Annotated in this window: 14 protein-coding genes; 1 reads left to right on the top strand and 13 read right to left on the bottom strand. The window is 34.5% G+C overall.

The features are described from left to right. Positions 1-107 precede the first annotated feature (107 nt). The 13 genes from ACFS3A_RS16400 to rhaT form a co-directional block, all read right to left on the bottom strand. Complete coding sequence (locus tag ACFS3A_RS16400) at positions 108-1,691, bottom strand: glycoside hydrolase (RefSeq protein WP_379826640.1); 1,584 nt, start codon at positions 1,689-1,691, stop codon at positions 108-110. A gap of 250 nt (positions 1,692-1,941) precedes the next feature. Continuing rightward, positions 1,942-3,579: a glycoside hydrolase gene (locus tag ACFS3A_RS16395; protein WP_379826639.1), complete on the bottom strand. Its 1,638-nt coding sequence runs from the start codon at positions 3,577-3,579 to the stop codon at positions 1,942-1,944. Position 3,580: 1 nt separating this feature from the next. After that, complete coding sequence (locus ACFS3A_RS16390; protein WP_379826638.1) at positions 3,581-5,182, bottom strand: RagB/SusD family nutrient uptake outer membrane protein; 1,602 nt, start codon at positions 5,180-5,182, stop codon at positions 3,581-3,583. A gap of 11 nt (positions 5,183-5,193) precedes the next feature. Beyond that, the gene (locus ACFS3A_RS16385) at positions 5,194-8,226 is read right to left on the bottom strand and encodes a SusC/RagA family TonB-linked outer membrane protein (RefSeq protein WP_379826637.1); all 3,033 of its coding nucleotides are present in this window, start codon (positions 8,224-8,226) and stop codon (positions 5,194-5,196) included. A 47-nt stretch (positions 8,227-8,273) separates the two neighbouring features. After that, positions 8,274-9,671 carry a hypothetical protein gene (locus ACFS3A_RS16380; protein WP_379826636.1) on the bottom strand — a complete coding sequence of 466 codons (1,398 nt, stop codon included), beginning with the start codon at positions 9,669-9,671 and terminating at the stop codon, positions 8,274-8,276. Positions 9,672-10,297: 626 nt separating this feature from the next. Next, entirely contained in the window at positions 10,298-14,320 is a 4,023-nt protein-coding gene (locus tag ACFS3A_RS16375; protein ID WP_379826635.1) for a two-component regulator propeller domain-containing protein, read from the bottom strand. Between the two features lie 378 nt (positions 14,321-14,698). Beyond that, positions 14,699-15,286 (bottom strand): LutC/YkgG family protein, encoded by a 588-nt coding sequence (locus ACFS3A_RS16370; protein WP_379826634.1) that lies wholly within the window; start codon positions 15,284-15,286, stop codon positions 14,699-14,701. Beyond that, complete coding sequence (locus tag ACFS3A_RS16365) at positions 15,279-16,679, bottom strand: lactate utilization protein B (protein WP_379826633.1); 1,401 nt, start codon at positions 16,677-16,679, stop codon at positions 15,279-15,281. Before ACFS3A_RS16365 ends, ACFS3A_RS16370 begins: the two co-directional genes overlap by 8 nt. 171 nt (positions 16,680-16,850) lie before the next feature. Then, positions 16,851-17,591 carry a (Fe-S)-binding protein gene (locus ACFS3A_RS16360; protein ID WP_109193952.1) on the bottom strand — a complete coding sequence of 247 codons (741 nt, stop codon included), beginning with the start codon at positions 17,589-17,591 and terminating at the stop codon, positions 16,851-16,853. 95 nt (positions 17,592-17,686) lie between these two features. Further along, a complete protein-coding gene (locus ACFS3A_RS16355; RefSeq protein WP_379826632.1) occupies positions 17,687-19,048 on the bottom strand; it encodes an FGGY-family carbohydrate kinase in 1,362 nt (453 codons plus the stop codon). Between the two features lie 161 nt (positions 19,049-19,209). Beyond that, complete coding sequence (locus ACFS3A_RS16350) at positions 19,210-20,484, bottom strand: TIM barrel protein (protein ID WP_179005570.1); 1,275 nt, start codon at positions 20,482-20,484, stop codon at positions 19,210-19,212. Positions 20,485-20,686: 202 nt separating this feature from the next. After that, positions 20,687-22,828, bottom strand: coding sequence for a bifunctional aldolase/short-chain dehydrogenase (locus ACFS3A_RS16345; protein ID WP_379826631.1), 2,142 nt, complete (start codon positions 22,826-22,828; stop codon positions 20,687-20,689). A 26-nt stretch (positions 22,829-22,854) separates the two neighbouring features. After that, a complete protein-coding gene (rhaT, locus tag ACFS3A_RS16340) occupies positions 22,855-23,904 on the bottom strand; it encodes an L-rhamnose/proton symporter RhaT (RefSeq protein ID WP_379826630.1) in 1,050 nt (349 codons plus the stop codon). Positions 23,905-24,277: 373 nt separating this feature from the next. Between rhaT and ACFS3A_RS16335 the strand changes: the two genes are divergently transcribed. Continuing rightward, a complete protein-coding gene (locus ACFS3A_RS16335; protein WP_379826629.1) occupies positions 24,278-25,318 on the top strand; it encodes a GntR family transcriptional regulator in 1,041 nt (346 codons plus the stop codon). Positions 25,319-25,396 lie beyond the last annotated feature (78 nt).

Raw genomic sequence — 25,396 nt, 5'->3', positions numbered from 1 at the left:
TTAATTTATTTTTCTTGCATTTTCGAATTAGTTATCAGTCGCAGTCTCAGTATACAGTTGCTGGACTGAAAACTGCGACTGCGACTGAATACTAAAAACCTGCTCACTTACTCAAATTCTCCCACAAACGTCACTACCGACTTTGCAGGAATCTCTAAATTATTAATTTTCTGTGTATTTCCTCTTTTTAAATTTAAATTATCAGAAGTTATATAAGGAGTGAACTCATTGTTTTTTAAAGTTCCTTTTGATAAATCGAATTTGTATTTCTGAGTCTCTTTTCCACAGTTTACTGCTACTACTATCAGTTTTTTGTTTTGAATATCCTTGTAAGCGGTTAGCATTACATCATTTGCTGCATCTAATTCTTTTTGGTTTGGAATATCAATTCTCTGCATTCCCGGACGAACAAAAAGCGAATAATTTCCTAATGTCCAAAGCAGTTTTGAATCGTGAAATTCGCCATCATTTTTCACATAATTGGGCTCAGTTCCTCCGTTGCTTTTTCCGTCATCCAGATAGATTAAACCGTCTTTGTAATCTACTCTTGTAATCGAAGTCCACCATTGCCATGAAGCTGCATTGGCAACCGCAATATCATTATGGATTAATCGCGCTACAAACAAAGCAGTCTGCATTCCTAAATCTCTTCCACCTCCCGAGCCTCCAGGAATTTCAGCTTCTCCTGGATTTTCTAAAATACAGTATTCCGACTGCCAGTATTTTAATCCTGGTTTTTGTTTTACCTCTGCTGCAATTAATTTACGGCTTAAAACTTGTCTTTCAATTGGCCATGTTGTAAAATAACTGTGTCCTAGGATTACATTTTTAACATTCGGAAATTTAGTTACATTGGTTTTGGTCTTTCCGAAGAAAAAATCAATCTGATTGTCACGATTTTCTGCATTTACATTTTCATACAAATAGTCTATTTGTGCCGCTTCCGCAATTACAATTTCAGTATTCATTTTTTTTGCTAACAGCTTTTCAGAAAGAGATTTGGTTAAATCATAAATTTCCTGATTCGTTGCCGGCGTTCCTTCCTGACTGTTGGTATCACCTTGTTTTGGCATCCATTCCCACTGCGGTTCATTTATTGGACTCACATAATCGAATTTGATTCCTTCTTTTTTCTCCAATCCCTGAATACTTTGAACTAAGAAATCGGCAAATTTTGGAATTGCACCATCTTTTAGATTCAGTTTATTCTTTTGAGAAGCAAAAGACAATCCATTATTCGTCATATAAACCGGAGGGCTGTTGGTAAAAATCAAAAACTTTTCAACTCCACGTTTTTTAGCTGCCTGCAAAAACCATCTTTGCCCCTCTTGTTTAGAAAAATCATAACTCCCATCAGCATTTAGAAAACATTCACTTCTTCTCCATTCATCAGAAACTTTGCTGTTTTCACCTTGTTCCGTACTTCCGGCTCCCAGATTAAATCGCCAGATCGAAAGTCCGATTCCTTTTGGATTTCCGTTTGCATCGATTTCTTTACTGAACAGTAAATCTGCAATGGCATTTTTTTTCTGTTCCGGCCAGTTTTTACCCACAAACTGTGTTCGCCAGGCATCTGAGCCTCCAAAACCGTCCATGGTTTGTACTACCTTATCTGTGCTGATAGTAACCGTTCGCTGTGCAAAAGACAGCGAACTGATTACCAATAAAAGCGAGAGATATACTTTTCTCATTTATTCTTTTTTTTATCTTATTGACGTTTTTTTTATCGTCTAATTTGTCATTCCGAGGAACGAGGAATCACACTAGGAATTCCGTAAAGCAAGTCGCCAATCTTTGTCGAGTTTCTTGTGTGATCCTTCCTTCGTCAGGATGACAAGATTGTGTTGAATAACTTTGTCAAAGTTTTAAACTTTGACAAAGCTTGTGCTAAAAACCTTAGTATCTTAGTGACTCAGCCCCTATATCTATCGGGACAGCATCTTATTTATATGTTCCTACATAAGTCACAACTGATCTGGCAGGAATTTCAAAACCAGAAACATCAACCGCAGTTCCTTTTTTCAAACTTAAGGCTTCAGAAGTAATATAAGGTGTTAATTTATTATCGGTTACAGTTCCTCCTGCAAGATTCAATTTATAGGCTTTCGCCGATTTGCTGATGTTAACTGCAACCACAACTAATTTTTTGTTGGCTACATCTTTATAAGCCGTAACCATTACATTATTTAATTCTGTTGTATTATCAATACTTGGAATTTGAACTCTAACCATTCCCGGTTTTACGAAGAATGAAAAGTTTCCTAATGCCCAAAGCGTTTTAGAATCTCTGATGTATCCATCATTTTTACAATAATCTGCATTTCCGGCTCCGTTGCTTGCACCATCATCTACATGAATCAGACCATCTTTGTAGTCTCCACGGCTGATTGCTGTCCACCATTGCCAAGAAGTAACACCTCCAACAGCAATATCAGTGCTGACAATACGAGCTGTCCAAAGTGCTAATGACATTCCTAAATCTCTTCCTGCTCCTGCTCCACCTGGAAGTTCAGCTGTTCCTGGACTTTCTAAAACACAATATTCTGATGACCAAAGACTAACTCCACCAACCGACTGGATTCTTGATGCCGCTTCCTGTCTTGACGAAATAAGGGTGCTTAATGGCCAGGCCTGCCAATAACTGTGTCCTGAAATAGTTTTCTTTACGTTGCTTAAACCTGTGATTTTTTTAGAAGAATTCGCCGCAAAAAAATAATCAATCTGGTTTGATCTGCTTTCTTTTCCTGAAACGGTTTTGTACAAAGGCTCGTAAGCTCCTGCTTCTCCCACTACAATTTTAGCCTCTAAGTTTTTGGCCTGCAATTTTGGAGATAAGATGTTTACAAAACTGTAAATATTAGTGTTGGTTGCCGGCGAACCTTCTTGTCCGGAACCATCCCATTCATATTGTGGTTCATTAAACGGACTTACATAATCGATTGTTAAACCGTGTTCTGTTTTTAATTTGTCTAAAGACGTAGCCCAAAAATCAGCTAGATCTGGCATTTTACCGTCTTTTAAATTATAAAACTCTTTGATAGAAGCATGCGCTTTTCCGTTTTGAGTTAAATAAACCGGAGCACTGTTGGCAAAAGCTAATAATTTATCAACACCACGTTCTCTTGCTGCTTTCATAAACCAAACCTGTCCGGCTTGTTTACTCATATCATAAGTAATTCCGTTAGTCGTAAAACATTCCGATCTTCTCCACTCATCAGTAATATCGCTGGCATCACCTTGTTCGGCACTTCCTGCTCCAATATTAAAACGCCATAACGACAATCCGATACCTTTTGGATTTCCGTCAGCATCTAAACCTTGGCTAAACAATAAATCGGCTATTTTATTTCTTTTATCTGTTGGCCAGTTTTTTCCAATAAAATTACACTGCCAGGCATCTGAAGCTCCAAAACTTTCCATCGTTTGAAGATTCATATCCAAACTTACCTTCAATTCTGTTACAGCATTTTCTGAACCTGAATTTTCAGATTTTTCAGAATCACAACTTACAAAAAGAGAACTTGCGAAAAGTAAGCCTGCACATAACAGACCTACTTTATTTTGATTATTTAACTTCATATTAGTATCCAGGATTTTGTTTGATGACATTACCACTCAAATCAATTTCTAATTGTGGAATAGGCCACAACAAGTGTTTTGCCGGGTTAAAATTGATTCCTTTATCCTGAGGTTCTCTCAGGTTCGTGGTTTCGTACGGATCTGTAGAATTCAAATTGTACTGGACAAAAGTTCCGTTTGGTCCCATCAATGATTCTATAACCGGTCTTCCTGTCGTTGGATCTTTTTCACGACGAATATCAAACAAACGTAATCCTTCAAAAGCCAATTCTAAACGACGTTCTTTGTAGATTTGTCTTAAAAGCGTTGGTCCTGAAATTCCTGTTTTTGGATCTAATTTTACACGTGCTCTCACAATATTGATATCTGCTAAAGCATCTCCGCCAGTATGATAATTCGCTTCTGCTCTTGTTAAATACATTTCAGCCAAACGAATCAACGGAATATTTAAAGGCAAGTGCGCATCTTTTTTATCTAATGAACGACGTGTTGCAATTGGAATATAATATTTACGGCAGATACGTCCTGATTTATTATCGTTTAAACTGAATTTATGAGTTGGATTTAAAACCTCATCCCCATAAGCCGCTTCTCCCCATTTTGTAATGGTGCTTCTACGACGGATCACATCATTTTCAGATAAATAAGCATTTTCCAAATCACTTGTTGGCATACACCATCCCCATCCGTCCAGAACATCTGCAGCATCATTACTTGGGAAATTCTTTTTGTCTTCTCCCCTTGCTCCTGATAAAGTTGGCAATGCAGCTCCTAAATCTCTATTTTGAACTGAAGAAGATTGTGCTTCTAAAATAGATTCCACACCGTTATGGTTGTTTACATTCCAAATATTTAAGAAATCTGTTTCTAATTGGAAAGGACCTTCTGTAATTACTTTGTTTGAATACGTTTTTGCTTCGGCCCATTTTTCCTGAAACAAAGATACACGTGCCAATAAAGCATAAGCCGCCCATTTGTTGATTCTACCATCTTTATTTACCGGAGCGCTTTCTAGTTTTGCAGCTGCATCTTTAAGATCGGCTTCAATTTGTGCATAAACATCTGCAGCAGAACTTCTTTCTAATGTTAAATCTGCTGTTCCTAAAGATTTTGTGTACAACGGAACTCCACCAAAAAGATTGACTAATTCGTAATAGCAATAGGCACGTACGAATAAAGATTCTCCCATATACTGATTTTTCTGTGCTTCTGTTATTGGTGACAAAGCCATTTTTTCTAAACCAATATTAGCCGATTCAATCGTGTAAAAATGTGCTGTATAAATACCGTTCATATCACCCATATTATCAGGAGTGATGATGTATTGTGAAGCAGGTCTGTGAGCACTATTATCTTGTCCTGTGTTTCCCATCCAAGCGTCATCTGTTGACATTTCATTGGTTACTCTTGGCGCAGTTAGCACCCACCATTCTTTTGCTAATAACAAACGCTGTGTTAATTCGTTAGCATAATTTTCGCATTCTTGTGCCGTTTTAAAATAGTTTTCTAACGTCTGCGTTCCTCTTTGTTCTTTTTCAATAAAATCACTGCAAGAAACAGTTAATAATGAAAAAGCTATTATTGATACTATTATTTTTTTCATGATTTTTTTAATTAAAATGCAACATTAAGTCCCATCAAGATTGTTGGTTGCACTGGATAATTCCATCCTCCGAAACCTGAACCTTTTACTCTGTCTCCTTTATCAGGATCTCCTGCACCTACTTCCGGATCAACTCCTGTGTAGTTTGTCCATGTCCATAAATTTTGTCCTGACAATGAAATTCTCAATTTATCCAATCCGAATTTGTTGTAGAAAGAATATCCTAATTGCAGGTTTTTCATACGAACAAATGAACCATCTTCAACATATAAAGAAGAGAATTTTGTAAAGTTTTCGTTGTTGTCATCTTTCGATAAACGCGGAATAGAATTAGACGTTCCTTCTCCATGCCAAGCCATTTGCTCTAATCCGCTCACCTTATTAGTTAAACTTGCACCGTTGTATAAATCTGAAATATTAGTATTCACAATATCGTTTCCAATACTAGAGTAGAAATTCGCTACTAAATCGAAATTTTTGTACGCAAAATTTAAGTTTAAACCAATATTGTAATCTGCCCAAGGAGAACCAATTTTTGTTCTGTCTTTATCATCAATTTTTCCGTCTCCATTTACATCTTTAAAACGAATATCTCCCACTTGCGCATACGGTTGTAATTTAGTTCCGTGTTCATCGGTATGAGAATTCAATTGAGTTTGGTTTTGGAATATTCCATCAGCTACATATCCGTAGAAATATCCTGGTTCATCACCTTTTATCGTTAATGTTCTGTTGTTTGAGCCATACAGTCTCTCTCCATCCGCAGAAAGATTCAACATTTCGACATTTACTGTTGTAAAAGTTACATCAACGCCATACGAGAAATCTCCTTTTTTATTTTTATAAGAAAGTAACAAATCAATACCGCTTGACTGCATAGAACCAATGTTTGTCCACATTCTAGAATTATCAGGAAATCCGCTGTAAGTTGGAAATTGTTTTAAGAACAACATATCGTGAGTCTGTTTTCTGTAGTATTCCAAAGAACCCGATATTTTGTTTTTCCAAAATCCGAAATCAAGTCCAAAACTCATATCTTCTACGGTTTCCCATTTAATGTCTTTATTTGCCATTGAAGAAGGAAAAGCAGTATCCACAACTTCACCACCAATTACATAATAACCTTGTCCGATATTAGATTGATACACGGCATCTGGTAAACCTTGATTCCCAACTTTACCCCATCCTGCTCTTAATCTAAGGTCGCTTACAACATCTTTTGCAGATTCCATAAAACCTTCGTTTAAAATTCTCCAGGAAACCGATGCTGAAGGGAAATTAGCCCATTTATTATTGGTCATGAATTTAGAAGAACCGTCACGTCTAAATGTTCCTGTGAAATAGTATTTCCCATCGTAGTTATAAGAAAAACGAGAAATATAAGACATTAATGAGTTAGACCAGCTATTCCCTTTACTATCTTTGTTTTTAGTTGCGGCATTAATCTCTCTCATGGAATCAGAATTATTAGGAACACCTTCTCCATATCCCCAAAGATCATTTCCGTTATATTCTTCCATAGTGTTACCAATCATTAAAGAAGCATTGTGTTTTTCTGCAAATGTTTTAGAATAGGTAATTGTATTCTGCCAGGTCCAATCTACATTTGTAGTATTCCATTTCTCAACCTTATTGATTTCTTGTTTTTCGTGCGCTGCATCGATTACAAAATCAGGAGTAAATGCATTTCTAACTTTATTTCCTGCCTCAACAGATGCTTGTGTACGAATTACCAAACCTTTGATTGGCTCGTATTGTAAATAGCCGTTTGTGTTTAAATTGTACTGATCTGTATAATCATCATATCTATTAACTGATGCAACCGGATTCCATACATACGAAGGAGATCTCGCATAAATACTATATTCGTTTTCTGTACCATTTAACTGATCGGCTGGTTTGTAAATTGGTGTAATTGGATCAATTTTATCAAAATCTGCCCAGTTTCCTGGAGCTCCCCAAGTTTCGTAACGTGGGTTTAAAGTGATTCCTGCCGAAAATTTATCAGAGAACTTGAAATCATTAGCGATTCTCATTGTTATTCTTTCCCATCCGCCTACTCCGTACATAGAATCAGAATTGTAGTAGTTTAAACTGATAGCATACGTATGTTTATCGGAACCTCCAGATAAACCTAAAGAAGCATTAGTTACGGCTGTTCCTCTTCTAATTCCGGCTTTCCACCAATCGGTAGTTTTTCCTCTGTATTGAGATGGATTTGGAAGATAATCCGAATATCCTGAATTATTGTAAGCTGTATTCATAATCGAAGCATAACCTTCGGCATCGGCCATATTGTAAGGATTATTCATGATCTGCATACCAGAACTTAAATCGAAATTAAATCTCGTTTTACCTACTTTTCCTTTTTTAGTGGTAATCAAAATAACTCCGTTTGAAGCACGAGAACCATAAATAGCACTTGCTGAAGCATCTTTTAAGACCTCCATAGATTCAATTTCATTGTTGCTTAAGAAATTAATACTGGTTCCCATTGGAATTCCGTCTACCACATAAAGCGGATCAGTATTTAAGTTTAAAGTCGAAATACCACGAATTAAAACTCTGGGTTGAGCTCCCGGGCCTCCGGCCCCCGTTACCTGGACTCCGGAAACTTTCCCCTGTAATGATTCTGCTACGTTACCTACTGTCATGGTTTGTAATTCTTTTCCTTTTACAGAAGAAATAGAACTTGTTACATCACTCTTTTTTACTGCAGCATAACCTACTACAACTATCTCATCTAATGCCTGACTAGATTCTTCCAGTATTACATTAAGTTCTGTTTTATCTCCAATCGTTTCTACTTTAGTAGTAAAACCAACAAAAGTAAATTCGATCTGCGCATTTTTATTTGGAACATTCAGTACATAATTCCCATCAAAATCAGTTGCTGCCGATGATGATGTTCCTTTTACCAATACATTCACACCCGGAATCGGCACATTGGCTTTATCCTTTACAGTACCTTTTATTTTTATTTGTCCAAAGGATACCGTAGTACACAAAAGGGCAATAAAAAATCCTATATATTTAAATTTCATATGAAGCTGTTTTATTTATTAAATGTTACAACAAAGGTCATAACCCACTATTTTTTTGTGATAAATACTCTTTCTAATTCCGTATCTAAAACTACTTTGTATACACCCGGAGCAGCAGGATATTTAGCATTTCCATTTTCGCCAGGCGACATGGTTGCGATACCATTTTTAATTAATCTCCAAGATGGATCCCACCATTGACCTGTGAAAGTAGCTTCCATAGTCCCCGTTAAAGTATATTCTCCAACTAATTGATATGGATTGGCCGAATTGTTTGCTAAGTGCAACCCTTTTTGTGTCCAGGCATCCCAGGTGTCCCAAGTTGCGCCCTGAATTCCGCCACCGCAAACACTTACAAATGGTTTTCTCTGCGCTGCGTCATCGTGCCATAAACCGTTTGCTATATTTGCCCAAACTTTACTTGAAGGCGTGTATTTTTCGGCAGTATATTTTAAAGTGTTTGGATTTACTTTAATTTTATAATACCCTTTTGTTGGCAAAATAATTGGTGTTGAAGCCACATCATCGACTAATTCATTTGAAGCATTTAAACCAAAACAATGCGGTGCAAAATCGGACTCCTGACCTAAGAAATAAACTTCTTTATTGTCTTTATCAGCATAATATTTGAATTCGAAATCCTGACCTGTTTTTTCATGGAAATACATTGGAACCCCCACTGCATCTGTTGTCAAATTAGTTCCTTTTGGCTGATCGCATAAATAAATTGCAGGATATTCGTTTGTTGCTACGATGTTTACAGTTAATGATCCTGTATTTGGAATCGCAAATTTATCTTTAGCAGTAATAGTTAAAGCATAATTTGCTGCTGTAACTGGCAATGTATAGGTTTTATTGAAGGTATAAGATTGTGGAGAACCTTCTAATTTTATTGTTTCGTCAATTGCTAAGTCTTCACATTTAATTTGAATGTAATCGATTCCTGAATCATCGTTTACTACAAAATTTACTGGCATTTTATTGCTTGTTGACAATAAAATTACTGCTCCTTCTTTTGGAGTAATCATAGAAATACTTGGTGCGGCAAATTCCCCGTCCAGTCGTAAATTGATTTCTTCGTTGACAACATTTCCTGAAACATCGGTAATAATTAATTTGATTTTGAAAGCTTCTGAAGTTCCTCTATTTGCAGGAACTTCAAAAAAGTAACTAAGATCGTACGATTCTAAAAGCGGATCTGTTTTAAAACTGATTACTTTATCTAATGATAATTCCGGAATTTGAATCTCTACACTTTTTAATCCTAAATCGTCTGCAAGAGCTGCTTTGATTTCAAATTTTCTACTAGGTGCTCCATAAATTTCTTTTGTGGAAACTACTACTGTAGGATTATCAGAACTAGGAAATCCTGATTCATTATTTTGACATCCGATTACTAGAATGCCAAAAAGAGCAAGAAAAAATAAAAATACATTTTTTTTCATTTCTTAAAATTTAAGGTTTAGTTAGTTAGGTTTCTTTCGAAAACGAAAGTTTGTTTTTACTCGCAGGTTATTCGAGTTTTATTTTTCCTGAGGCGCGGAAAGGAATCAAAAATCTATTATGTGGCTACTTGCATATTGAATTGAATTTGGTTAATTGTTTGCTATTTTTTTTCTCTTTTTACTACTTAATGTATGTTAGTGGCTTTTTAAATTAACCCGCAGCTTACAAATAAGCTGCGGGTTCAAAAAGTAATGTAACCAACCATTACTTTTAGAAAATTTAAAGAGTGCTCAGCTCTTTAAACAGATAAAAAATTATCTTGAAACTAACATTTATAACTAACAGCAATTCCGTACTATTTGATTGCTATAAGTGCAAAGAAATGTTTATTATACACTTCTAAGGAGGGGTAAAATGGAAAAAAAAGGAGGTCAAAATTGCAATTAGCTGTTATTTTTAAAGAAATTTTACGAAGTATTAAAAATTATATATTCATTTTTGAATTATATGTAATTATTGAATAAATAGCAGTTTTTCAGCTAAAACGATTACGTTAGATAGAAGATATTAATCATTACAGCAAAAACAAAGCAGATTTTGCAAGCAAAAATTAATACCAACCTAACTATTTAATAACGTTTAAATCTGAATTGAAGGAGTTTTTATACTTTTTGATGTATTCTGACGGAGTCATTCCAAAAAGTTTTACGAATTGTTGTCTAAAGTATTTTGGATCTTCAAAACCTACCTCCGCACTTGCTTGTGCAATATTCATTTCTTCTGTCAACATCAACATTGCTGCTCTTCGAATTCGTAAGGAACGAATGAAAGCGTTTAAAGTCTGTCCCGAAATAATTTTGATTTTGGTATAAAGCGTTCTGTGGCTCATTCCCATTTCAAGCGCAAAAGTTCGAATCGTAAAATCTTTTTTATGAATATTGGCTTCTACAATATCTATACACTTTTTTAGCATCTGCTGATATTCGACAGGAACTTTCTGAGTGTTTTCTTTGAGCGTTATACTATCTAAGAAATAAGCACGTAAATTGTGTCGGTTTCGCAATAAAGATTCTACACGTGCTGTCAGAATATCATCGTCAAATGGTTTTGTGATATAATCGTCTGCCCCTTCATTAATTCCCTGTAAATGGGTTTCAGGATTTTTGGATGCCGTTAATAAAATAACAGGAATGTGCGATAAAGCATTGTCTTCTTTAATTTTTCGGCATAATTCCAAACCATCCATTTCTTCCATTGTAATATCACTGATTACAAGATCTGGCATGTGTTTTTTGGTCAGTTTTAGTCCTTCTTCTCCATTTTCTGCACTATAGACAATGTAATTATCAGAAAACAACTTGATTAAATAAGCGCGAATCTCAGCATTATCATCAATAATTAAGACAGTACGTTTTTCTGTTAACATAGTCTTTTTAAAATCGCTTTCAGAAACCGAGTTTATTATTGCTGGTTCTTCCAATTCATCTGGAATCAATTCGTCAAATAACTGGCTTCTCTGTGGTTTTTCGTCTGTTATTTCAGCATTTTCAAAATGGTTGTTTCCTTTTAAAAAGGTTAGTTTAAAAATACTTCCCTTTCCAGTTTCACTACTGCAGGTTACAGAACCTTTGTGTTTGTCCACAAAATATTTCACGATATAAAGCCCGATACCAAAACCAGTTCCAACGGAAACTTTTGAATTGATCTGTTTGAATTTTTCAAAAATAACATCGATATCTTTTTTGTCAATTCCGTCTCCGCTATCGCTTATTTCAAGAAAAACTTCATCTTCATTTTCGGTTACTTTCAAATTGATTTCTCCTCCAATTGGTGTATATTTAAAAGCATTTGACATTAAATTGAATAACGAAATTTCGATCTTTTCATAATCGCCGATAATGGTAATTTCATGCTCAGGAATAATGAAATTATAACTAATCTGCTTTTCTTTTGCCTGATTGACGAAGCATTGATAAACTTCATTAGAGAGATTATTTACATTGATTGGAGACAATCGCAAGGAATCAGCATCGTTTTCAGCTTTTCTTAATAAAAGCAACTGATCAACCAAACTTAAAAGTCTTCTCGCATTTCGGTGCGCAATAGCCAAATCACTTCCAGCAGAACCATTTTCAACATTTTCTTTCTGAACCGCTTTTTTCAATGGATTTATAATCAGCGAAAGCGGCGTTCTAAATTCATGCGAAATATAAGTAAACATTGACGCCTGTTTTTCGGCTATCTCTTTTTCTTTTTTACTTTCCAGTTCGGCGATTTTTACCTTGTACTTTAGTTTTTCTTTATTCTTATTATAATCCAGATATAAAAATAAAATTCCTCCAATTACTGCTAAATACAAGGCATAAGCCCACCACGTTCTATACCAAGGCGGTAAAACGGTTATAGAAACCAAACTGACTTCTTTGTTCCATCCACCCTGAAAATTGGTTGTTTTTACTTTAAAAGTATATTTCCCTTCAGGAAGTCTAGAATAATTTGCTTTTCGGGTTTGTCCAACATAATTCCATTGTTCGTCCCAGCCTTCTAGAAAATAGGCGTAATTTATTTTGTCTGAGTTGTTATAATCCAACGCAACAAATTCTAATGACAATGTCGTTTGATCGTATTCTAAACTAACCTCTTTTATTTTATCGGAATCAGTATCAACTTCTGCTTTACTTTCTTCAATCAGCTGATTGTTGACATAAAAATCAGTTAGCAAAACAGTATTCTTTTGGTTAAAACCTTTTATCGCTTCTGGATAAAAAATATTAAACCCATTAATTCCTCCAAAAAGAAATTCTCCTGAAGAAAGTTTGATTCCTGCATTAAAACTAAATTGATTACTCTGAAGTCCGTCATTCACAGAGAAATTACGGAATGTTTTGCTCTTTTTATCATAGCGGCAAATTCCGTTGTAAGTACTCATCCATAAGTTGCCGTATTTGTCTTCCAGCAGTCTTAAAACAGTATTCGACGGCAGGCCATCATCAATCGTTAATCTTTTAAAAGTATTTGTTTTTCGATCGAATAATAACAAACCTCCTTCTTGTGTTCCAATCCAGAGATTTTTATCTTTATCTTCATAAATACATCGAATAGGATTTCCAATGGCTTTTTTAGTAACTTTTCGCGTTTCTTGTTCTATAGATAAAAGTGTACTATAATTTCCTGCCCACAATTTTCCATCTGAAGTTTCCGTCATGCATTGCAGATTGTCAATATTTTTATCAAAAAGTTTAAAACTATCCTCGTTTCTGTCTAAAAGATACAAGGAACCTTCATTTGTTGCACTTGCCCAAATGTTTGATTTCGAATCCTTGAATACAAACCAGATATTTTTTTCTAATTGTTTTGTATAACTGTTGTAACAAGCGTAATGCCTTAAACTGTTGTCGCTTTTATTTATTTTGTTTACTCCCCCAGCCCATGTTGAAATCCAAATGTCGTTGTTATCATCACGAACGATTCCTGTAATAAAAGTGCTTGGAAGCAGATTCCTGTAAGTCGTATAAGTATTGTTTTTTCTATCCCAATATTTCAAACCTGCACCATCTGTACCAACCCAAACATTCTTTTTTTCGTCTTCACAAAAAGATAAAATAAAGTTATCTGCAGGTTCTTTTGCATTGTATCGGATACTTTTAAAATACTTAGGCGTATCACTCAGCATACTGATTCCCCCACGAAGTGAACCAAACCATTTGTTACCCGATTTGTCTTCGTATAAACTCCAAACCGAATTACTTTTTGCTAATTGTTCGTTATAAGGAAAAGGTTTATTATTTTGATTGATACAAAAAATACCACATCCGTCTGTTGTCAGCCAGGTTTTCCCTTTTTTATCTATTAAAATATCTGTAACACTGCATTTATTGGTAAAATAATTTTCAGAAACTAAACCTGTCTTAGTATTCAATAAAAACAATCCTTCATCGGTTCCTAATAAAAGATTTCCGTCATCGGACAATTTCATTGCTTTTACTCCAATGGAAAGCGGAAATATTATTTTTAAATCTTTTATCTTATAATCATAATTACACACCCCCACATTTCGAACATACACCCAGCATCCTGATTTTTCTTTGTTTTCCTGAATAGCAATCGCGTCATAAGTATTAATGCTGATTCTGTTTCCTAAAGCATTTAGCGAAATATGTTTTCCAATAAAAGAACCATTTTCAAAAGCCAATAATCCTAATTTTTGGGAAGCAACCAACACCAATTGATCTGACACGGATCGCATCTGATGAATAATATCCTGTAAAACTTTTGTTTTTTTATCTTGAGCTATATATCTAACGGTATGAAAGACGGCTTTCTTCTTGTCGTAAATACAAATTCCGTTGGTTCCGCCAATCCAAATATTGTTTTTAGAATCACCTTCAATATTGTAGATTGTATTGAATAAAAGTGATTTTTTATCGTTGATCCGATTTCTAAAAACTTTAAAATTGTAGCCATCATATCGGTTTAGACCATCATAAGTTCCAAACCACATAAATCCCTCATTATCCTGGTAAATAGAGATAATTGAATTATTAGACAAACCGTCAGAGATATCAAGGAATTTGACTGGATAATCTTGTGAAAAAACCTCAGAAGAAAATCCTAAAAGGAGTAGAAAATAGAGAACAAATAGTTTCAAAATGTACTTAGTTAGGGTCGGGTAATAAGTACAATTATAAGATAATTTTGCTTAGATTCCTTAAATTTTAGACCAAAAGCATATTTCTGTACTGTAGTTGCAGGATTTTATTCTTACACGTTGTTTTTAACAAATTAATTCTTGTCTTTTTTTTCAATTAACATATCGCCCAGGTATTCAACCATGGAAATTTTGTATTGAATCTTATATTCCATCCCAATCGTTATGTTTATTATAAATGATAAAATGATCTGTAACCAAACGTTCCTACGGAACGCAAAATAACTATAATTTTACTACCAACGAAATGTTCCTACGGAACATGAAAAAAGAGCCTGCCTCAAAAATAAGGCAGGCTCTATTCTATTATTTTTTTTATTAATCTAATAAAAAAACAATCAATCCTCTTGCACCATGTGCGCCTAGAACTAGAGATTGTTCAATATCTGCTGTTTTTGATGGGCCTGCAATGAAAGTCCCAAATCCATATTCCATATTGCCAATTCTGTCATAAGCCTGTTGCATGGTTGCCAGAATGTCTTTTTTATGAACTACAATAGCTAAATATTGTGCAATAAAAGGCGCAACACGCTGACCTAATATATCATCTGTAACCCAAAGTCCACTGTTTTCTGCAACACCAAAATGCGCTTTGATAACCGTTAATTCAACATCCTGAAGCGAATGAGGATCAACTGTTTTCCAGTCTAAAGACGCAATTTCAGAAAGTTCTGGAAGTGTTGTAATTAATCGTTTCTCCAGATTATAATTGGACTTGATGTAATTAATAATTTCATTATAATCAGCAACTTCAACAGGATCTCCTCCGATCCCTTTCAAAACCGTTTTGTACGTTTCTAATACATCAAATTGTTCAGAACCTAAAAGTTTTAAATCTGGCAATTCTGCAAGTTCATTAGGCTGATTCGCTTTTATTCTTTTTAAAATTTCGCCTTTACTACTCATTTCCTTTTTCTTTAGATTCTCTCGAATTTTTCTTGTACCATTCTCTAAAAGATTCTTCTGGAACATCTGGCATTTCGCGCTGATCATACCATTTATTCATCTTATTGTTAACCATTCCCGGAATGTTCTTCATTACAAATCGCCCTGATTTCCCGGCAATATTAAAAACCGTTGGATTTGCCAGAACTGTTGCCATCGTTTTCATCGCCACCGTTTTTACCTTTGGCGTATGGCCTTCTTTTACCAAAACCTGACGCCATTTGTACAATTGGTCGTGAATATCAATTTTTACAGGACAAACATTCGTACATGAACCGCAAAGCGTGCTGGCAAAAGGCAGATCAGCATTTTTACTCATATCTAAGTTTGGTGCTAAAATAGAACCAATTGGCCCCGCAACTGCATTATGATAACTGTGTCCACCGCTTCTTCTGTAAACTGGGCAGGTATTCATACAGGCACCGCAGCGAATGCATTTCAATGAATTTCTAAAATCTTCTCTTCCTAATTGCGTGCTTCTTCCGTTATCTACAATTACGATATGCATTTCTTTTCCGTCTCTTGGCTTTTTGAAATGGCTTGAAAAAGTAGTAATAGGCTGTCCTGTGGCGCTTCGCGCTAACAATCTAAGGAAAACACCTAAATGTTCTCTTTTCGGAATCAATTTCTCGAATCCCATGCAGGCGATGTGAACGTCAGCTAAATGCGCACCCATATCAGCATTTCCTTCATTGGTGCAAACCACGAACTCTCCTGTTTCTGCAACAGCAAAATTAACTCCTGTTAAAGCCACTTTTCTAGTCAAGAAAGTATTTCTCAAACTATGACGAGCCGATTCTGTTAAATACTGCGGATTAAAATTTCCTTTTTCCGTTCCCAAATGTTCATGAAAAGTTTCACTTACGTCTTCTTTTTTAAGGTGAATCGCAGGAAGTACAATATGGCTAGGCGGTTCTTTACGAAGCTGTACAATATATTCTCCTAAATCTGAATCGATTACTTCAATTCCTTTTTCAGCTAAATAATCGTTTAAATGACATTCTTCTGTAAGCATCGATTTGGATTTTACCATCTGCTTTACATCATGTTTCGCCATGATCGAATGTACAATTTCGTTGTGTTCTTTGGCATCAGCCGCCCAATGTACAATTATTCCGTTTCGTTGCGCATTTGCTTCAAATTCAACTAAATAATCGTGTATATTAGAAAGTACATTAAATTTTATTTGGGAAGCCGTTTCGCGAAGCAATTCCCAATCTGCTATTTGATGAGCTGATCTGTCTCTTTTAGCGCGAACAAACCAAAGTGTTTCATCATGCCAATTCACACGTTCTACATCTTTATTGAACTTTGCCGCTGCTTCGCTGTGCTTTATTATTTTTTCTGATGACATTTTCTACTATTTAAAAGTCAATTTTGAAATGTTTATCATTGGTATGCTTTATTTAACCGCAAAGTTCGTAAAGAAAAAAGCGCAAAGTTCGCAAAGATTAAAATTAACTTTGCGAACCTTGCGTAAAACTTTGCGAACTTTGCGGTTAAATTTTATACTCAACATCTATTCTTAGTTTTCGAGTGAATTTAATATTTCGGCAATATGGATGGTTTTGATCCTGCTTTTCTGTCTTTTTAGAATTCCATCCAAGTGCATTAAGCAAGACATGTCTCCACCTGTAATATAATCCACATCATGACTTTCATGATCTTTAATACGATCTTGCCCCATTTTTACAGAAACCGCTTCTTCAGTCACACAGAAAGTTCCTCCAAAACCACAGCATTCGTCTTTTCTGGTTAACGCAACTAAATCAAGATCTTTTATACTATGTAATAGTTGTTCTGGTTTAGAGAAAAAAGGCGCATTTAATTCAGACATCTGCGAAAGCTTCAACCCACGCTGACCGTGACAACTTACGTGCATTCCGACTTTAAAAGGAAATCTTCCGTCGATATGATCAATTTTTAAAACGTCTGTAATGAATTCTGTAAGTTCGTAAACTGTATTTCGTATTGCTGTCGCTTTCTCTTCTTGTTTTTCATCGTGTAAGTGATCTTTCACATGCAAAACACAGCTTCCAGAAGGACAAACAATATAATCAAATCCAGAAAAATTGGCAATAAAATTAGCGTCGCATCCTTTTGTTAAATGTGCATAACCACTATTTGCCATTGGCTGTCCGCAACAAGTTTGTCCCATTGGAAAATGCACGTCACAGCCTAATTTTTGAAGTAATTCGTAGGTTGCAATTCCTACTTTTGGGTAAAATTGGTCGACATAACAAGGTATAAAAAGTCCAATTTTCATATTGTAGTATTTAGTGTGTTGTTCATTAGGCGTATAAAGTAAAAATGTAAAAAATACGTTTTTCAGCAAATTTACAACATACAGACCGTTTTTACCTAATGTTTATAGAATTTCAAGTCAATTAAATCGTTCTGAATCGGTTTTGGATTCCAGTTTTCATGAATTGCCAATGCCGCGCCCAAAGCACTCGCCTGTGCCATTGAAGCTGCATAAACTTCCACATCTGGAAAAGCCTCTGCCAATAAATTCATATAAATTGAATTCTTGCTGAATCCGCCATCTACAAAAATCTTTTTTACAGGACTGTTCTGGATTACCAAATTGGTAGAAAAATATTGCTGTTCCACTAAATCCAGCATCAATTGATGATACGCAGTTTCATAATCTTTAAACTGTGATAAATCTCTCTTTTGAAAAGGACACTCTTTTAAAATATCATAATCATATTTCTTTGGATAGAAAATCTGATAGTTCAGTGAACGTAAATTGGCTGTTATTTTTTTGTCAAAATAAACCTCCTTATAAGTATCCACAGGTAGATTAAAATGTTCCGCCAATCTTTTGGTTTGCACTTCATGTTCGTTTCCAGCAAATAAACGCGCCGCTTTAACGGGCTTATTTGTGTATTGCATATAACACAAACAATCATGCTGCAACTCTTCAAAAGTCAATGGTTTAGTATTAAAAGGATTTAGAGAAATACTCCAAGTTCCCGTTGATAATAAAACGAAAGGTTCTGTAAAGTTTATGGTGTACGGAATTATTGCTGAAGAACTATCGTGAAGTCCTGTTCCAATAGATAATCCTTCTTTTGTTCTTATAACATCTTTACCATAATAAATTGGAGGTAATTTAGCCTCAATTTCTTCATTTTTTAACCATTTATGATATTTCATTTTTTTGAAATTCCACAAATTGGTATGACAGCCGATGCTTGTAATATCTGCATAAGCTTCATTGGTTAAAAGAAAACTCAAAAACTGTGGCAAATGCAGACAGTATTTTACTTTCTGAAATAATTCAGGCTTTTCTTCTTTCAACCTGTAAATCTGCATTCCGGAATTCAGACTGCCTAAAACTGGAGAAGCTGTTTTTACAGCAAACTTTTCTTCTCCCTTATATTTTTTATAAAAATCAGATTTTAATTCCTCCGGATAATCTTTTAAATAATTATACAGAGGAGTTAAAACTTTTCCTTTTTCGTCTATATAAACGAAGCTGGCTCCGTAAGTGCTGAAATTGATGGCTTTTAAAACATAATCAGTCAGCTTTTTTATTTCTTCTAATCGATCTAAAATCCATTTTTGAAGAACCTCTATATCTTCACAGGGAAATCCGTCTTCATCTTTTGTTTCCTCCAGATTAACTGATTTTTCCCAGACAATTTTATAATTTTCATTAAATAAAAAAACCTTTTTGTTTGTTTTACCAATATCAAAAATCGCAACTACATTCATTTTATTTAGTTATGAGTTATGAGTTATAGGTTATTAGTCATGTTGAAAAGTTTAATATTATTATGCTTAATCATTTGTTTTTTACAACAAATAAACAATACAAGCAACAATAGTTAATCTACTTAACTCATAACTAATAACCAATAACTTAAAAATTCAGATTATAATCCTGTTGCCATTGTTTTTAAACCTCTTTCTTCGATAAGATTTTGTCTTACTTGAAGTGAACGATATAATGCCACTGGATCTAATGCTGCTCCAGAACGAAGACGAGCTTCTGACACTAATGCGCGAACATCTGTACGGAAAGCATTTTGAAGGATTTCTTGTGCTTTTACCACATCATTTTCTTCTTGCGCTTTTTCCAATGCTTTTCTGTCAACAGAAAGTGCTTGTGCATAAGCAATCATAATCGCTTCAACAGATTGCAATAAATCTTCTAAAGGGTCTTTAATGTTATGAGAAGCATCAATCATCCAGCCTAAATCTTTGGCGTGATTCATTCCTCTTGCATCCATACCTTCTACTAATTCATTAAAAATTAAGAATAACTGGTATGGTTTTAAAGCTCCTGCAGTTAAATCATCATCTCCATATTTTGAATCGTTAAAGTGGAATCCACCTAATTTATTATCCATCAATAAAATAGAAACAATTTGTTCGATGTTTGCATTTGGCAAATGATGACCTAAATCAACAAGTGTTTTCGCTTTGTCTCCTAATTTTTGAACGTATGAATAAGACTGTCCCCAATCTGCTACTGTAGTAGAATAAAAGTTAGGTTCAGCACATTTATATTCTAAAAATAATTTCCAATTTGAAGGCAATGCATCATAGATTTCTTCTAAACTTTCTAATGTATTTTGATAAGCTTTTCTAAAATTTAATTGTCCTGGAAAATTAGAACCATCAGCTAACCAAATTGTTAAAGACTCAGATCCTAATTCTATTCCATGCTTAATTACTTCAATATTGTGAGCAATCGCCTGTTTACGAACTGCTTTGTTTACGTTTTGTAAAGAACCGTATTTGTAAGTATGTTCAGAACTAGCCTGATCTTGAAATGTATTTGAATTCATTGCATCAAACTTCAAACCATGCTGACCAGCTAATGTTTTAATTGCACCATAATTCGTTGGAATATCCCAAGGAATGTGAAGTGAAATTGCACCTGATGCATTGTTCAACTTATGAAGCAATCCAACATCTTCAATTTTTTCTTCTAAAGAACGAGGCTCTCCTCCTCCTGCAAAACGTCCAAATCTTGTTCCTCCCGTTCCTAAAGCCCAAGATGGAATTGCAATTTGAAAATCGATTAATTTTTGAATAATAGCTTCTGTTTCATTTATTTCTGAAGCTGTAAAAACTAATTTATTTTGATGTTTTTTTAATAAATCCTCATTATGAGAATCAATATGGTTTGATGAGATTAACATAGTTATTGCTATTTTAATGGAATTTACAAGATATAACTTTATAAGCTGTAAACTCCCGTTTTACTTCAATTTTTTGTTAAGTTTTCGTTGTTAAAGCGCAATGTTATATGCTAAAAAAATCTAACGTCCGAAAGATTCGAACGTTAGACCACAAAAAACCACTTTTGCTTAAACAAACTTATATAAAAAACCTAAACAATCTTTATCTATAAAAGCCCATTGCAACGCCGCCGTCTACGTTTAAGGCATTTCCTGTAGATTTACCAAGTAAACCTCCAACAAAAGCAAAACAAGCATTGGCAATATCATCAGGCAATATGATTTCATTTAATAACGTACGTTTTGCATAGTAAGCCGGAAGTTCTTCCACTGTGATTCCGTATGCTTTTGCACGACCTTCTGCCCATCCTCCAGACCAAATGTTTGAGTCTGAAATTACAGCATCAGGATTTACTGTATTTACACGAATTTTATCTGCTCCAAGTTCTGCAGCCATTAAACGTGTTAAGTGCGCCTGCGCCGCCTTAGCCGAACCATAACCTGGGTTATTTGGACCTGCCACAACAGCATTTTTAGAAACGATATTTACGATATCGCCTCCAAAACCTTGTTTACGCATTACTTCGATTCCTGCTTTAGAAACAATAAATTGTCCTTTTACCAAGATATCGTATAATCTATCCCACTCTTCTAAGGTATGTTCTGCAATAGATTTTGAAATACTAATTCCAGCATTGTTCACTACAATGTCAACACCACCAAAAGCTAAAGAAGCTTCATCTAATGCTTTTTCTGTACTTACTTCGTCAGTAACATTCAATAAAGTGCTAGAAACTGCATCTTTTCCGAAAGATTTGATGAACTCAGCAGTTGCACCTTCTAAACGCTCTTCATTAATATCATTAATAACAACACAAGCACCTTCCTGAGCGAATTTTTTAGCAATAGCTTTACCTATTCCTCCCGCTGATCCTGTAATCAAAGCTACTCTTCCAGATAATGCTTTTGGCTTTGGCATACGCTGTAATTTAGCTTCTTCCAACAACCAATATTCAATATCAAAAGCTTCTTGGTGTGGCAATGAAGTATATTCAGAAACTGCTTCAGCACCTTTCATTACATTTACAGCATTGATATAATATTCAGATGCTAAACGCGCCATTGTTTTATCTTTAGCAAAAGTAAACATTCCAACTCCAGGATATAAAATTACAACTGGATTTGGGTCACGCATTGCTGGTGAATTTGATTTTTTACAAGCATTGTAGTACTCTTTATACATCGCACGGTATGCTTCAAAAGCTGGAGTCAATTTTGCTTTGATTGCATCAACATCAGACAAATCTTCGTTTGGATCTAATTCTAGAACCAAAGGACTAATTTTAGTTCTCAAAAAGTGATCTGGACAAGAAGTTCCTAATGGAGCCAATTTCGACAAATCATTAGAGTTGATGAATTCTAAAACTCTTGCATCATCTGTATAATGACCAATCATTTGACGCTCTGATGAACAGAAACCTCTTAAGATTGGAGCTACTTTCGCTGCTTTTAATTTACGATCTGCTTCTGAAAGACTTTCTAATTTCTGACCTCCAAAAACCGGACGATTTTTACCATAGTTGCTTTCTAAGTATTCAGCACATTTCTCGATTACTTCCAACGTATTGATGTAACTTTCGTATGCCGTATCTCCCCAGGTAAATAAACCGTGAGAACCTAACATAATACCACGTAATTGTTTTCCGTTTTTAGCTGCTTCTTCTAAACAAGCTCTTAACTGAAGACCAAGGTCAAAACCTGGACGCTGCCAGCCAACCCAGCCAATTTCTCCGTTAAATAATTCTTCTGTAATTTTCTTTCCATCTTTTGCAGCCGCGATTGCAATTGCCGCATCTGGATGTAAGTGATCAATATGTTTGAACGGAAGAAAACCGTGCAAAGGTGTATCAATAGAAGGTGCTTTAGAAGCCAAATCAAAAATACAGTGGTTGAATAACTCTACCATCTCATCTTCAAATTCAATTCCTCTGTAAACATTTTCAAGATTACGAAGTCTGTCTAAATACAAAGCCGCACAACCAGATTTTGTCAAAGTTCCAATATCACCTCCAGAACCTTTAATCCACATTACTTCAGAAGATTCTCCTGTTAAAGGATCCTTATCTGTAATTTTTACAGAAGTATTCCCTCCTCCATAATTAGTTAGTCTTAAATCAGCTCCTAATATATTAGAACGATAAATAAAAAGCGCTACTTCATCTCCCGCTAGTTCTGCGGCTTTAGCATCATCCCAAAGGTAGCTTACATGCTTAAAATTTGTATTAATTGTTTTTGTATTCGACATATACTTATATTATTTTCTTGTATTATTTATAATGAGTTACCAATTCCTACCAAAACGATCGCCAGCATAATAAGCCCGATCCCCCAGAAAAAAGTTCTTATTGTTTTTTTAGAAACTCCTTTCCATTCTTTCAAATAAAAACCCCAAAAGTTTGCTGTTAAAATAATGGTTGCCATGTGCAGAATCCATGAACTGGCACCATTTCCAAGTTTGCTCTCTCCCATTCCATAAAAGAAAAACTGTAAAAACCACATTGTTCCAGCAAGAGCAGAATACATAACGTTTTTAGTTATTGGAGTAGATTTGTCTGTATAATTTTTAATTGTTTTATTTTTAAAATTCAAATAAAGACACCAAATAAAGTTAGTGGTTAAACCTCCCCATAACAAAACAACATAAGTTACATTATTCTGAAACAACGGATTAGAACCTGTTATTACAGCTTGCTCTGCCATTGATTTTCCAGCTTCAATTCCGTAATTAAAGAATGAACTCAAAATTCCTGAAATCACAGCTACAATCAAACCTTTTACTAAGTTGAAATCTTTATCCTTATCTTCATGACCTGTTGCAAAATCCTTTTCTTTCAACATTCCTGCTTTTCCAGAAATAGCAATCCCAACAAGATATACGACAACTCCAAATAAAACCAGCTGTCCGCCAGAATTAGAAAGCATGTGAGAAAATGAAATTTTCCCTTCAGTTGGAACAAAATCATAGTAAATAGAAGGAACTAAAGCGCCAAATGCAGAACAAAATCCCAGAGTAATTGAATTCCCTAAAGACATTCCTAAGTAACGAACTCCTAAACCGTAAGTTAGACCGCCAATTCCCCAGATTAATCCCATTGAAAAAGTAAAGGCTTTTATTGATGGAGAAGCTGCTGCAATAATTTCGGCAAAATTTGGAATCGTTAAGTAAGCTGCAATTGGCGGAACGATCAGCCAGGAGAAAAATCCTCCTACAAGCCAATAGCTTTCCCAAGCCCAGTCTTTTACTTTCTTAAAAGGCATATAAAAACTACCTGAAGAAAATCCTCCGATAGAATGAAAAATAATTCCTAATAATGATTCCATATATTTTTTTTGGTTTAAGGTTTGGTTTGTTAGTAATTTGGTTTTGTAAAATAATAGAATGTAAAAAACAAAACTGTCCTGTACTATCCTTTATGTTTTTTGTATTTTTTGTTAAAAATTGAAGGTTATTAGAAATAACAGTCTGTAATTATTGGAGAAATAAATTTAAAATGGCTATTTTAGCAATCGATTTCGTAATTATTGAATCCACATTTTAAGGAAATTTAATAAATTATAAAAAAAGTATTACAAGCCTTGTAGAAATTCTCTTTTTTGTGTGCTCATAGAAAACATTAGGCCTAAAAAGAGTTTCTAGTAAAAGTTATAATTAAAAATCGTTTCGTCGAAATACGCGACAAGTTTCCCAGATACCATGATTAAACTTATTAAAATAGATGAAGATTCACGAGTTCCAAAGTACAAACAAATTGTAGACTCTATTCTTCAAAACATCGCCAATGGAAATTTAAAGATCAATCAAAAAATTCCTTCCATCAATAGTTTCAGCGAAGAATTCTATATGTCTCGTGATACTGTGGAAAAAGCATATAATATTTTAAAGGAACGAAAAATCATTTCTTCTATTAGAGGAAAAGGGTATTATATCACAAGAACTAAGCTGGAGTCCAAAGTAAATATTTTGTTTTTGACAAATAAGCTGAGCTCTTATAAAATGAAAACCTATAGCACTTTTATCAATACTTTAGGAGCCAACGCACATGTCGATCTTCAGATTTACCACTGTGATGAAACTTTGTTCTTAAACATATTGGATAAATTCGAAGGCGCCTACGATTATTATGTAATCACAACCCATTTTAAAACAGACGAATTAAAACACTTAAGTTTTACAGATGAAGTTGTAGATGCTATTAAAAAAATTCCACAAGAAAAATTAGTTGTTTTAGATAATATCAAATTAGGAACCGGAAACGATGTCATTAAAATTTATCAGGATTTTGAAAATGACATTTATAATGCTTTAAAAGAAGGCCTTTCTAAAATAACGAAATACAAACGCTTAATTTTAGTTTATCCAGACAAAGCAGTTTATCCTTATCCGAGAAGAATTTTGCACGGTTTTAGAAAATTCTGTGTAGAACACGAAATCAATTTTGAAATTCTAAGTGAAGTTTATGATGATATGATTCTGAAAAAGGGAGATTTGTTTATCACAATTGAAGAATCTGACTTAGTAAATTTAATGAAACAGATTCGGGATGAAGAGTTTGTTCTAGGAAAAGAAATCGGCGTGATCTCTTATAATGATACACCTTTAAAAGAATTATTAGGTATTACTGTAATGTCTACAGATTTTAATATTATGGGAGAAACAGCAGCCCGAATGATATTAAACAAAGAAAAAGGACAGGTAAAAGTTCCATTTAATTTTATTGATAGAAATTCTATTTAAAGATGCAAAGTTACAGAGGAGCAAAGCAACAAATGTTTCTTCTCTTTGTCTTAAACTTAACTTTTTTTTTAAGCATAA

This window comes from Flavobacterium notoginsengisoli (assembly GCF_042686225.1).
Lineage (GTDB): Bacteria > Bacteroidota > Bacteroidia > Flavobacteriales > Flavobacteriaceae > Flavobacterium > Flavobacterium notoginsengisoli.
The sequence above is the reverse complement of the archived record's forward strand: the minus strand, read 5'-3'. Positions and strand labels throughout refer to the sequence as shown.